Raw genomic sequence first — 10,406 nt, 5'->3', positions numbered from 1 at the left:
ATCGATCCGGCCAGCGCCAAGGTGCGCCTGGTGGAAGCCGGCCCGCGGGTGCTGTCGACCTTCCCCGAGGTGCTGTCGCTGAAGGCGCGCCGCCCACTGGAAAAGCTGGGCGTGGAAGTGCTGACCGGTACGCCGGTGAGCGACATCAACGGCGACGGCTTCCAGCTGGGCGACCAGTTCGTGCCGGCGCGCACCGTGGTGTGGGCCGCCGGCGTGGCCGCCTCGCCGCTGGCACGCACGCTGGCGGTGCCACTGGACCGCGCCGGCCGCGTGCCAGTCCAGCCCGACCTGACCATCGAGGGCCACCCGGAAATCTTCGTCGCCGGCGACCTGGCCGCGCTCAGCCAGGCCGACGGCCGTCCGGTGCCCGGCGTTGCCCCGGCCGCCAAGCAGATGGGCAAGCACGTGGCGGCGATCATCCGCGCGCGGCTGGACAACACACCGGCGCCGGGTCCGTTCAAGTACCAGGACTTCGGCAACCTGGCCACGATCGGGCGCATGGCGGCCATCGTGCACCTGGGCAGGCTGCAGTTGTCCGGCGTGCTGGCCTGGTGGTTCTGGCTGGCCGCGCACGTGTTCTTCCTGATCGGCTTCCGCAACCGCATCGTGGTGCTGCTCAACTGGGCGGTGGCGTACTGGAGCTACCAGCGCAGCGCGCGGATCATCTTCGGGGATGATCGCGAGGACCGCAGGCCGAAGCTGCCCGGCGACACTCCGCCGCCGCCCACGCCATGAGCAACCGCGAAACCTGTCCGCGTTGCGCGGCCGTGTTCGACAGCCGAAAGGCATTGGTGCGCAGCGGTGTGCCGATGTTCTTCAACGCGATCACCCCGCGCCACGTGCAGATGCAGGTGCGGTGTCCGAACTGCGGGCACCACTTCGCTGCCCGTGCACTGCGCCTGTTCGGCGTGCTGTCAGCGGAGGGATTGCGCTGGGTCCTGGTGGCTATCCTGGTGGCGTGCGTGCTGCTGGTGTTCGTGCTGCCGCCGCATTAGGTCGCGGCGTGCTCAGAGGATGGCGTGCGGGACGAAGCGCGAGGTGTTCTGCGTGATCAGCGTGGCATCTTCGCGGATGCCGATCCCGGCGGCGGTATCGCCGATCACCCAGGAACCGATCAGCGGGTAATTGCCCTCGAAGCACGGCAACGGGTGGTAGGCCTGCATGATCGCCGGACCGTCGTCGTAGGGACCGTCGGTTTCCAGCGTGGTGCCGTCGGGCAGCGCAATACGGATGTTGGCGCCCTCACGCGACAGCAGCGGCTTGCGGACCCAACCCGCTGCCGGGACAGCGCCGGCGTCGGCGAAATGTGCGGGCAGCAGGTTCGGATGCCCGGCATGGCGCTCCCATAGCAGGGCCAGCACGCCCTTGTTGCTGAGCACCGCCTTCCAGGCCGGTTCGATCAGCTGCATGCGCCGCGTGGTCAGCGCCGGTCCGAAGCGCTCTTCCATCATGAATTCGAGGGGATAGAGCTTGAACAACGTCTGGATCACGTTGTCTTCGTCGTCGGTGAACCAGCCCTCGCCCGATACCCCGATATCTTCGATCACCACCTCACGCGTGGTGATGCCCACCTGGTGCGCGCAGTCGCGCAGGTAGCGCACGGTGGCGCGGTCTTCCTCGGAGTCGCGCACCGCCGAGACATGCAGGGCCGACCCGATCAGACGGTGCTGGGCCAGCGTGGCCAGCGCTTCAAGCAGCTTCTCCTGGATGCTGTTGTACTGGTCCGCATGGCCCGGCAACTGCCCGGCCCGGATCTGGTCTTCCAGCCACAGCCATTGGAAATAGGCGCCTTCGTACAGCGATGTGGGGGTGTCGTACTGCAGCTCCAGCAGCTTGGCCGGGCCGGTGCCCGCATAGCTCAGGTCCATGCGCGCATACAGGTGCGGATCGCGCTGGCGCCAGGACGTGGCGATCCAGTCCCAGTACTGCGGCGCGATGTTGAGCCGGGTCAGCAGGGCCTCCGATTCGACCACCTCGGACACCAGTTCCAGCGCCATGTCGTGCAGTGCCTCGGTGGGCGCCTCGATGTCCTCTTCAATCTGCGCGAGCGAGAATTGGTAGTACGCCGTTTCGTCCCAGTAGCGCTCGCCGTCGATGGTGTGGAAATGGAAGCCCAGGCCTTCGGCCTGGTCGCGCCAGTCAGGGCGCTCGTCAATCAGGATTCGTTTCACGACGTGCAGCCCTGCGGACAGCGGAAAGGACGCGCCCCGGCACGTGCAGGGGCGCGGAGAAGCATCGCTCAACCGCCGTAGCTGCGGCCGCCGCTGTAGTTGCTGCGCGAACTGCTGAAGCTGCTGCGGGCAGCCGACGACGAGCCAAAGCCCGCGCGCGACACGCTCACCGCCCGCGCCGGCACGTTGGTATTGCCCGCATCGCCGTACACGCGGCCGGCGCGATCGGTGGTGGCCTCGCCATTCGGGCGGCGGTATTCACCGCTGCGGTAATCGCGGTACAGCGGCGAACTGCCCCCCACCCTGCGGTACACGCCACCCCCACTGCCACTGCTGCTGCCGCTGCGGCAGCCCTGTGCGTCGGGATAGCGTTGGCAGTCCGTGCGCGATGCACCGGAGACCAGGCTGCTGGCCGCGTAGCCGAGCAGGAACCCGGTCATCGGCGGTACCCAGCTGGACGCGCCCTGCGCGTCGCGCACTTCGGTGCAGCCACCGAACTGGTCGTTGCACTGGGCGCGGTCGGCGAACTGCGGGGCAACGCGCTGGTGGTCGGCCAGGGCCTTCTGGTAAGCGGCGTGGCACTCGTCCTTGGGCACGTCGGTCTGGAAATCGCACTGCGATTCGGTCTGCAGGACCAGGCCAGTGTTGGCCGGCTCTTCGCAGCCGCTGAGCAGCAACACCGCCGGGGCGGCAGCCACCATCAGGGTCAGGCGCAGATTGGAGGAACGCTTCTTCATTGGCGTCTCCTTACGGGACCATCGCGGCGGAATTGACCAGGCCCACCGCAATGGCCACGCCCGCGGAGAACCAGCCGGCCGCTTCGTTGCCGGCATCGATCTGGTCCGGACCGCGACGGGTGATGATCGCGCGGGAGATGCCGAAGGCCACCAGCTGCATGACGGCCGCGATGCCACCCCAGATGGCCGCGTCCAGCAGCGATACCGAATTGCTGATCACCGCATTGAGCGGCAGCGCCAGACCGATCATCGCGCCGGCCATGCCAACGCCCGCGGCCTTGTTGCCGGCGCGGATCAGGGTGATTTCCTTGTGCGGGGTCACCAGCGTGACCACCGTGATGGCCAGCAGCAGAATCAGCAGGCCAACGCCGGCGAAGGCGCAGAAGGCGAGGAAGGAGTGTCCATTGATGACGTACTGCATGCGAGCGTGTCCTTGCGGGTTGGGTAGGGGTAAGGTGCGGCGATGGCCGCGACAGGCGTATCAGGTGATCTGGAAATCTTCAGTACCCAGGTCCACGCCCACCGCATAGGTGATGCAGAACTCGGTGGGACCGCTGTCTTCGGCAGTGACCAGCAGGAATTCATCGCGCGCCAGTTCAGGCACGTGCCGCTGGTACATCATGGCGTAGTGGGTCAGGTCGCCGTCCTGGCGTGCAGGCGTGTAGCGGTAAAGCGTTTCGTCGAACACCATCGGCGGAATCCGCCCGGCGGCCGTCGTATTGATCTGCCGCTGCCAGCGCTTGCCGGCGTAGTCGATCTCCGCCGCGCCCAGGTGGGCATGTTCCAGGATGAAGGCCTGGAAGGCGTGCTTGTTCGGCGGGTTGACGGTCTCGGCGAAACAGAACGCCATCAGCCCGTCCACATCACCGCCCACGGTCTGCACCATCAGGTAGGCATCATCATCGACGTAGCAGCGGTGCTGGACCGTGCCGTCACCCAGATCGATCTGGCCGATGCAGGGGATGCCCTGGTAACCCTCGGGCAGTTCGCCCAGCATCGCGCCGGGCGCCACCTGGTACATGGTGCGGTCGAAGGTGATGTGGGCACCGATGCGCACGCCCAGCGGCAACGGAAAGCGGAAGGCGCTGGCGGGCGCCGGCGGCAGCGCGGGGCTGCCGAACAGTTTGTTGAACAGGCTCATGCGGTCGCGGTTGCCCGATGCTGGGCCGCCGCGCTCAGTACACGCGCGGCATCCAGGCGCGTATTGCGCAGGTAATAAAGGATGTCGCCGGGCTGTACGCGGGTCGACTCGGGGGGATTGAGCGTCGGGCTGCCGCCCTTGGGGCAGTAGCCAAGCAGATTGGCGCGCTGGGAGCGGAATGCGTCGATCAGGGCGGCATAGTCCGACGGTGCGCCGTCGGGTACGGTCACGCTGAACTGGGTCATGCCCACGTCGCCCGCGCACAGCATGTCCATGGTCAGTGCAGAGGTACCCGGATCCTGTGCGGCACGGGCCATGATGTCGGCGGTGAGCGGCCGGGTCACTTCAATGGCCGGGTAGTGGGTCAGCACCAGCCGCGCCGGCGGCGCGGATTCGAAGTAGGCCACCACCGGGCACACCAGCGACAACGAGCCTACCGCCATGGTGGCGGCGATGGCCTGGTCATCGTTGGGGCAATACACCAGCACCCGGCCCGCCGTGGCCAGCGAGGCACGCCCGTACACGCCGGGATCGGCATAGCTGGGCACGTCGATGTACCGCACCAGCCCGTTGTTCGGGTACGGGTGTTCGGCCAGACCAGCGGCGACGATCACGATGCCTTCGTCATCGGTGGTGGTATCGGTGAGCAACAGTTCGACCAGGCGCGCGGACTCCGCGCCGCGCCAGCCCACCAGCACGCTGTGGCCGGCCATGTCGTAGGCCATCTTTCCCATGTGGTGCCTCTTCCAGAATGCCAGCAACGCACCGCTCAGCTTGGCCAGCGTTGCGGCGAAGGTGGCCACCGCCAGCGGCATCACCAGCAGTGCGGTGATGTAGCGCCCGGCGGTGGAGCCGGGCGACAGATCGCCGTAGCCGATGGTGGTGGCGGTGGTGACGTAGAAATACAGGAAGGCATGCCAGTCGCTGAGCTTTTCCTCGCCGGCCAGGGCCAGCAGGCACCAGCTGGCCAGCATGTGCAGCAGCAGCACCGCCAGCAGCACCGGCCAGCTGACCCGGCGGATGTGCAGGCGGAACGAACTGGCCAGCCGCTGGATCAGGAACATGGCCTGCCTCCGTTGTTCAGTTGTGGCTGTCGCGCGGGGTGATCACCCCGACCAGCACATCGCCATCGGCGACCGGCACGGTGCCCGGCAGCAGGCCAGCGCTCTGCTGCGGCAGCTGCCTGGGCTGCTTGAAACGGGCCAGCACCGCCGCGGCACTGGACGAATCCTCCAGCAGTCCGGCGGCGGCCAGCTTGCGGTTGAGGTCGCCATCGCCGGCATCGGTTTCCAGCTCTTCGGCCGCCAGCATCTGCGCGCCCTGCTGGGCCTGGCGGGCCTTGATCCGTTCCAGCGAGCCCAGCGCCGAAGACATCTTGCTGTTGGTGCCGGAGTGGCGCGCGGCGATGGCCGCCTGGGCACGCTGCACGGTGTCGGTGGCCTTGACCTGGTCGACCTGGGCGCGCATCTGCTTCAGGCGCGACTCGGTCTTGGACACGGTAGCGCGCAGGGTGGCGATGCTCTGGTCCAGGTGCCCCTTGGACTCGCGGGCAGCATTCTGTTCGGTCTCCAGCGGTGCCATCTTTTCCGCCACCTGCAGGGCCAGCGCTTCATCGCCCTTGGCCAGCGCGCCTTCGATGTAGCGGCTGTACTCGGCGATCTTGCGGTCGCGCGCGCCGATCTCGTTCTCGCTCAGCTTGGACTGGCCCATCAACCTGGCCAGGTCGACCTTGGACCGGTCCAGTTGGGTGGCGGCGTCGCGGATCTCCTGGTCCAGGATGGTCAGGGCCTTGGCGTCGACGATCTTCTCGCCGGCCTCGTGTGCGGTGCCGCGGAACAGGGTCACCAGCTTTCCAAAAATGCTCATCGGGTCAGGCCTCAGTCGAAGTAAGGGCGCAGTGCTTCGACTGCGTCGATGGTGTTGGCGGCCAGCGCCTGGATCTCTTCGTCGATCGCGTCGATGCCCGAGCGGGTCGACAGTTCGCCGAACACCACGTAGTTCTCAACGCCGTTGGCGTCGGTGGTGATACCCAGGTTGGACAGCGGGTTGATCGGGTTCAGGCGCATGCAGGCGGCATTGAGCCCGGCCACGTCCTTGACCTGGCTGGCCGGCACCAGAATGGTGGACACCACGATCTGCTCGCCCGAACTGGCCACGATGATGTCCAGGTCGCCGTACTCTTCCAGCTCCACCATGACCGCCGGGGTCAGGCCTTCGATCAGTTCCACGCGCACGCCGTCGTCGTCGGCGTAGCGCTGGGTCAGCTGGGCATGTATGTCGTGGATGCTCAAGGACATGGGACGCGGTTTCCTGTGGTGATGGGTGAGCCGCCGGCAGCTGGACTGCGCTGGCGGTCGTGTACGCGCGCACCGCCCGCAGCAAGCCGGCAGCACGACGTATCAAAAAGATGGGTGGGTACGGCAGGGTGGACCGCGGCGCGCGGGTCCGGGTGTCACGGCGGTGATCACGTGCCCATGGCGGGCATGTCCTTGTCCCTTTCTCCTGGTGTGCCCCTCGGGGGCCGGCCAAGCTTAGCGTTACCGTGGCGCGCGCGGTAGGGGTCCGGTGCAGGATCTTTCGATGGTTCAGCCGTACCTGTCAGACCGCGTTGATCGTGTCTGGCACGGCACACCGCCACCGGCAGCATCGACGATCTGCTCGACGGTCCAGTGCCGGGTGATCCAGACGGTCAACGCCGCATTGGCCAGATGCCACCTGGCCACGCCGGTGCGAGGCCGGCCCAACAGGTACCCGGCAGCTATCGTCGCCGCATCGCGCTGTACCGGCGACAGGTGCACGGTGCCGGGCATCCAGAGCGCGGTCGCGTAACGCCACGGATCGATGCCGTCTTTCTGATGACGCGCCGGGACCGCGCATGCCGTGCGGTCCCCGCCAACCGCGACCACCGGCTGCGGCCGCCCCTGGATGCTGGCCAGGCCGAGCAGGTAGCAGATGCCGGGCAGGCAGCCGATGAACACCAACAGCATCACAACGGACACGGCGGCCTTCTGCGCGGGCGCCATCAGCTTTCCATCGCGATCGCGTCGATCTCGCAGGCCTCATCGAAGTGCACCGACACCACGTAGTTCGTGACGTCGCCGGGCAAGGTGAAATCGAAATACTCGATCTCGTTTTCGCCCCAGGCCGACTTGAATTCCAGCAGGCCGATGATGGCCGCCGACGTCGGCGCAACGTCGCCGAGGTGCTGCTGCCAATAGCTGGCCGGCAGCTCGTCGCGGTGGTGGTCGGCAAAAATATCCACGCCGTCTTCCCCGGCTTCGGTGCCCACGGCCTGCTGGATGGCGGCCAGTGCCTGCGCCTGTCGTTGTGCGGTTGTGTCGGTCATGTGGCGTCCTTGTCTGTGCTATTCAATTTTTTCCCGCTCGTCTTCGATATCGGCCTTCAGCGTGGCAGGCGCGACGGTCGCGCCCTGGCCGTGTTCGTCAGGCAGCACACAGACCCGCCGACCGTCACCGGCAAGGCCGGGCAGCCAGCGGTCGAGGAAAGCGTGCAGCGCAATCCTTTCCGGCCACGTGTTCGACCAGCTGCCCACCGCCGCTCGTTCGGCAAACGCGCGGAACGGCCAGAACGGTGCCACCTGTTGGCCCGCATCGGTGGCCGACATCACCCAGCCATCGGCGTTGCGCAATCCCCATACTTCTTCCCAGTCGGCCACGCGCTTGACGAAATAGGCGTAGCGCTTCTCTGGCCGTGCACGCAGCACGGCATCGACCTCGCTCGGCCCGAACCGATACCCCGCCTCGCTGTCGCCGTGCGTGGTCGTCACTTCGCCGCCGCTTTCGGCTTGCTGTACCACAGCGCATTGACGATGACCCAGCGCTCCCCGAACCGGCCCATGTGGAAGTAGTCCACGAACCACGGCGTTTCCAACCGAACCGAGGCGGCGTTGCCGGTGACATCAAGCACCTTGCAGCTGCGGTTCCACTGCGCCTTCGGGGTTTTCAACGCGCCCTGCCGGGTGAGTTCCACCAGCTCTTCCTTCGACATCCGGCGCAGGCCAAGGCGCTCATCCGGGGTGTCGCCGAGGATCGCGCGCTTGGCCAGGTCCGGGTGCAGCGAACGCGCCACGCGGGCCGGGTCGCCCTCGAGCTGGCCGTCCACGTAGTCCAGGCAGGTGGCTTCGATCGCGGCACGCGTGGCGGGATCGATGGCGGGGGCGGCCGATGGAGTAGCGCCGGCAAGGGCGAGCAGCAGGGCAAGCGGGGTCATCGCAGGGGTTCATCCGGTAGAGAGAGGAGGATCAGCGCGTCTGGAACAGCCCCATCTCGTCCAGGCCCTGCTGCATGTACATGAAGGCGGCCGCCTCGTCGCTCATTGGCTCGCCCTGCGCCCAACTGTCCAACCAGGCCGTGATCGCCGCATTGTGCGGGTTGACCGCATCGGCCAGCGCCTTCTTCTTCGCCGGGCTTTCCGCCTCCTGCAGCATCTCGCGGAGGACGTCGTCGCCGATGCCCCAGTATTCGGCCAGCGGCACCAGGCCACGAAGGCTGGCGGGCACGTTGGCCGGGTCGAGCGGGATGCGCGCGGCTGCTATGGCATCGGGAGCGTAGGCGGCACGGAAGGAATCGGCCGGGGCGATGTCGCCATGACGCAATGCGTTCACGGGCTTGGCCGCCGATGCAGGCGCGGCAATCACCAGGCCGAACAGCAGCGCGGGGAACGACAGGAGCCACGCCATGCGCGGTCGTGACAGCGGCTTTCGTTGGAGATCGAACATCCTGGTTCCCTCCCTGTGGTCGGCTGATTGTGGCCTACGCCGTGACGGCGAGCCAGCGCCACGCGCAGCCGGGCAGAGTCCGGCGCTACGGGGTGGCCTGCAGCCACGCCAGCTTGCGCGCCCGTGGCTGGCGCTTGAGCTGCCATTCGGCCTTGGAGGCGGTTGCCCGGTCCGGGTAGGCGCGCATGGCCAGCAGCTTCACCGGCGGGTGGGCGCGGGTGTACTTGGCGCCCTTGCCGGCCAGATGGGCCTGGAAGCGGGCGTCCACATCGTTGCTGATGCCGGCGTAGTAACTGCCGTTGCGGCATTCCAGCAGGTACACGTACCAGGGGGCGGGTTCAGCGGGCATACCGGGATTATCCACCGGAGAGCGCCCGGCGGCTGCTAGAATCCGCCCCGGATGCAGGAGAGAGGTGCCACGCTGGCACCCGCCGAAGGCGCAGGCTCCCATAATCGCTCAGGCCGGTGGCTCGGAACGCCACCAACCATGCATCCAGCACGCCGATCTGGAGAGAGGTCTTCAATGACCCGCCGAAGGGGCACGTGGCCTTGGCCACCGAACTCTCAGGCAAAAGGACAGCGGGAGCGGCAACGGAATCCCACCCTCACGACAGTGCCCCGCGCTGGCGTGCGATGTGCGTGCTTCCGTCCCCGCCTGACGTGCCCGGAGCCTCCCCCATGCTGCTCTCCCTGATCTACCTCATCGCCATTTCCGCCGAAGCCATGACCGGCGCGCTGTCCGCCGGACGGCGGCGCATGGACCTGTTCGGCGTGGTCATCATCGCCTGCGTCACCGCACTGGGCGGTGGTTCGCTGCGCGACATCGTGCTGGGCCACTACCCGCTGGGCTGGGTGAAGCACCCCGAGTACCTGGGCTTCACCATCTGCGCGGCGTTGATCGCCACCTGGGTGGCGCGCTGGATGCACCACTTCCGCCGCACCTTCCTGGTGCTGGATGGGCTGGGGCTGATCTGTTTCACCCTGATCGGCTGCGCGGTGGCGCGCGATGCCGGCCACGCCGCGCCGATCGTGCTGATCTCGGGCATGTTGACCGGCGCCTTCGGTGGCGTGCTGCGCGACGTGCTGTGCAACGAGGTGCCGCTGATCTTCCAGAAGGAACTGTATGCGGTGATCACGCTGTTCACCGGCGCGGCCTACCTGGGCCTGCTGGAGCTGGGCGTGTCGATCAACGCGGCCACGCTGTGGTGTTTGGGCGGCGGCTTCCTGCTGCGCCTGCTGGCGATCCACTTCAAATGGGAAATGCCCAAGTTCGTCTACCGCGACGAGGTGCATTGAACGGACCGTTCAATGCACCGGTAGCACCCGACCGTCCCCGCTCCATGACCAAGGTCATGTGAGTGCAGGCACCCACACGCGGTACCATGACGCCCCCGCCCCTCCCGGGTCGGTATCCAGCCACGCTGCGGCATTCGACCAGCGGCCCCGCCAGACAACCCCACTTCGCCTCGCCTGCCCCCACGGGCCGGTAAACCATGGACGCGTTCGCCGTGTGGCGCACGCGCAGGATGCCCCATGTCTGCCCCGCTCCCCTCGCGTTCCCGTCGTCTGTTCAAACCGCTGTTGGTCGTAGCCGTGCTTGCCGCCGCCGTGATCGCCTG

Annotated in this window: 16 protein-coding genes and 2 riboswitches; of the genes, 3 read left to right on the top strand and 13 right to left on the bottom strand. The window is 67.3% G+C overall.

Translation table 11 applies throughout. From position 1 onward, the window contains the following. Both DBR34_RS23435 and DBR34_RS16135 read left to right on the top strand, forming a co-directional pair. Positions 1-735: FAD-dependent oxidoreductase (locus tag DBR34_RS23435; protein ID WP_258224008.1), on the top strand; the 735-nt coding region annotated here is incomplete at its 5' end. Further along, positions 732-995 (top strand): hypothetical protein, encoded by a 264-nt coding sequence (locus DBR34_RS16135; protein ID WP_128097555.1) that lies wholly within the window; start codon positions 732-734, stop codon positions 993-995. The genes DBR34_RS23435 and DBR34_RS16135, both read left to right, overlap by 4 nt. A gap of 12 nt (positions 996-1,007) precedes the next feature. On the opposite strand, the gene DBR34_RS16130 is transcribed toward DBR34_RS16135, so the two are convergent. From DBR34_RS16130 to DBR34_RS16070, 13 genes are all read right to left on the bottom strand, one after another. Beyond that, positions 1,008-2,171 carry a glutathionylspermidine synthase family protein gene (locus DBR34_RS16130; RefSeq protein WP_128097554.1) on the bottom strand — a complete coding sequence of 388 codons (1,164 nt, stop codon included), beginning with the start codon at positions 2,169-2,171 and terminating at the stop codon, positions 1,008-1,010. 68 nt (positions 2,172-2,239) lie between these two features. Then, positions 2,240-2,908, bottom strand: coding sequence for a DUF1190 domain-containing protein (locus DBR34_RS16125; RefSeq protein WP_128097553.1), 669 nt, complete (start codon positions 2,906-2,908; stop codon positions 2,240-2,242). A gap of 10 nt (positions 2,909-2,918) precedes the next feature. Further along, positions 2,919-3,329 carry a DUF350 domain-containing protein gene (locus DBR34_RS16120; protein WP_128097552.1) on the bottom strand — a complete coding sequence of 137 codons (411 nt, stop codon included), beginning with the start codon at positions 3,327-3,329 and terminating at the stop codon, positions 2,919-2,921. Between the two features lie 60 nt (positions 3,330-3,389). Continuing rightward, a complete protein-coding gene (locus DBR34_RS16115; RefSeq protein ID WP_128097551.1) occupies positions 3,390-4,049 on the bottom strand; it encodes a DUF2491 family protein in 660 nt (219 codons plus the stop codon). Continuing rightward, positions 4,046-5,113 carry a potassium channel family protein gene (locus tag DBR34_RS16110; protein WP_128097550.1) on the bottom strand — a complete coding sequence of 356 codons (1,068 nt, stop codon included), beginning with the start codon at positions 5,111-5,113 and terminating at the stop codon, positions 4,046-4,048. Before DBR34_RS16110 ends, DBR34_RS16115 begins: the two co-directional genes overlap by 4 nt. Before the next feature lie 16 nt (positions 5,114-5,129). Then, positions 5,130-5,915 (bottom strand): PspA/IM30 family protein, encoded by a 786-nt coding sequence (locus tag DBR34_RS16105; RefSeq protein ID WP_128097549.1) that lies wholly within the window; start codon positions 5,913-5,915, stop codon positions 5,130-5,132. 11 nt (positions 5,916-5,926) lie between these two features. Continuing rightward, a complete protein-coding gene (locus tag DBR34_RS16100; RefSeq protein ID WP_128097548.1) occupies positions 5,927-6,346 on the bottom strand; it encodes a DUF2170 family protein in 420 nt (139 codons plus the stop codon). A 288-nt stretch (positions 6,347-6,634) separates the two neighbouring features. After that, positions 6,635-7,072, bottom strand: coding sequence for a hypothetical protein (locus DBR34_RS16095; protein WP_128097547.1), 438 nt, complete (start codon positions 7,070-7,072; stop codon positions 6,635-6,637). Then, positions 7,072-7,395 carry a DUF2004 domain-containing protein gene (locus DBR34_RS16090; protein ID WP_128097546.1) on the bottom strand — a complete coding sequence of 108 codons (324 nt, stop codon included), beginning with the start codon at positions 7,393-7,395 and terminating at the stop codon, positions 7,072-7,074. The genes DBR34_RS16095 and DBR34_RS16090 overlap by 1 nt, the downstream gene beginning before the upstream one ends. A gap of 18 nt (positions 7,396-7,413) precedes the next feature. Next, positions 7,414-7,836: a DUF2750 domain-containing protein gene (locus DBR34_RS16085; protein WP_181394037.1), complete on the bottom strand. Its 423-nt coding sequence runs from the start codon at positions 7,834-7,836 to the stop codon at positions 7,414-7,416. Then, entirely contained in the window at positions 7,833-8,279 is a 447-nt protein-coding gene (locus DBR34_RS16080) for a nuclear transport factor 2 family protein (RefSeq protein ID WP_128097544.1), read from the bottom strand. The genes DBR34_RS16085 and DBR34_RS16080 overlap by 4 nt, the downstream gene beginning before the upstream one ends. Before the next feature lie 31 nt (positions 8,280-8,310). Further along, a complete protein-coding gene (locus DBR34_RS16075) occupies positions 8,311-8,748 on the bottom strand; it encodes a hypothetical protein (RefSeq protein WP_128097543.1) in 438 nt (145 codons plus the stop codon). A gap of 124 nt (positions 8,749-8,872) precedes the next feature. Then, positions 8,873-9,136, bottom strand: a complete 264-nt coding sequence (locus tag DBR34_RS16070) for a GIY-YIG nuclease family protein (protein ID WP_128097542.1) — start codon at positions 9,134-9,136, stop codon at positions 8,873-8,875. 44 nt (positions 9,137-9,180) lie between these two features. Further along, a riboswitch (glycine riboswitch) is annotated at positions 9,181-9,275 on the top strand. Positions 9,276-9,283: 8 nt separating this feature from the next. Then, a riboswitch (glycine riboswitch) is annotated at positions 9,284-9,375 on the top strand. Positions 9,376-9,465: 90 nt separating this feature from the next. Between DBR34_RS16070 and DBR34_RS16065 the strand changes: the two genes are divergently transcribed. After that, on the top strand, positions 9,466-10,083 hold the full coding sequence (locus DBR34_RS16065; RefSeq protein ID WP_038685940.1) for a trimeric intracellular cation channel family protein: 618 nt from the start codon (positions 9,466-9,468) through the stop codon (positions 10,081-10,083). The last annotated feature ends 323 nt before the right edge of the window (positions 10,084-10,406 follow it).

Origin of the sequence: Stenotrophomonas sp. HMWF003 (genome assembly GCF_003061285.1) — a bacterium.
Classification (GTDB): Bacteria; Pseudomonadota; Gammaproteobacteria; order Xanthomonadales; family Xanthomonadaceae; genus Stenotrophomonas; species Stenotrophomonas maltophilia_AP.
Note: the sequence above shows the minus strand (reverse complement) of the source record. Positions and strands in the feature narration are given on the sequence as shown.

What these genes read in the sequence shown, in the direction of transcription:
- DBR34_RS16125 (WP_128097553.1), bottom strand. Translation starts at nt 2,908, where the DNA reads ATGAAGAAGCGTTCCTCCAATCTGCGCCTGACCCTGATGGTGGCTGCC.
- DBR34_RS16090 (WP_128097546.1), bottom strand. Translation starts at nt 7,395, where the DNA reads ATGACCGACACAACCGCACAACGACAGGCGCAGGCACTGGCCGCCATC.
- DBR34_RS16135 (WP_128097555.1), top strand. Translation starts at nt 732, where the DNA reads ATGAGCAACCGCGAAACCTGTCCGCGTTGCGCGGCCGTGTTCGACAGC.
- DBR34_RS16100 (WP_128097548.1), bottom strand. Translation starts at nt 6,346, where the DNA reads ATGTCCTTGAGCATCCACGACATACATGCCCAGCTGACCCAGCGCTAC.
- DBR34_RS16065 (WP_038685940.1), top strand. Translation starts at nt 9,466, where the DNA reads ATGCTGCTCTCCCTGATCTACCTCATCGCCATTTCCGCCGAAGCCATG.
- DBR34_RS16080 (WP_128097544.1), bottom strand. Translation starts at nt 8,279, where the DNA reads ATGACCCCGCTTGCCCTGCTGCTCGCCCTTGCCGGCGCTACTCCATCG.
- DBR34_RS16095 (WP_128097547.1), bottom strand. Translation starts at nt 7,072, where the DNA reads ATGGCGCCCGCGCAGAAGGCCGCCGTGTCCGTTGTGATGCTGTTGGTG.
- DBR34_RS16120 (WP_128097552.1), bottom strand. Translation starts at nt 3,329, where the DNA reads ATGCAGTACGTCATCAATGGACACTCCTTCCTCGCCTTCTGCGCCTTC.
- DBR34_RS16105 (WP_128097549.1), bottom strand. Translation starts at nt 5,915, where the DNA reads ATGAGCATTTTTGGAAAGCTGGTGACCCTGTTCCGCGGCACCGCACAC.
- DBR34_RS16110 (WP_128097550.1), bottom strand. Translation starts at nt 5,113, where the DNA reads ATGTTCCTGATCCAGCGGCTGGCCAGTTCGTTCCGCCTGCACATCCGC.
- DBR34_RS16115 (WP_128097551.1), bottom strand. Translation starts at nt 4,049, where the DNA reads ATGAGCCTGTTCAACAAACTGTTCGGCAGCCCCGCGCTGCCGCCGGCG.
- DBR34_RS16070 (WP_128097542.1), bottom strand. Translation starts at nt 9,136, where the DNA reads ATGCCCGCTGAACCCGCCCCCTGGTACGTGTACCTGCTGGAATGCCGC.
- DBR34_RS16075 (WP_128097543.1), bottom strand. Translation starts at nt 8,748, where the DNA reads ATGGCGTGGCTCCTGTCGTTCCCCGCGCTGCTGTTCGGCCTGGTGATT.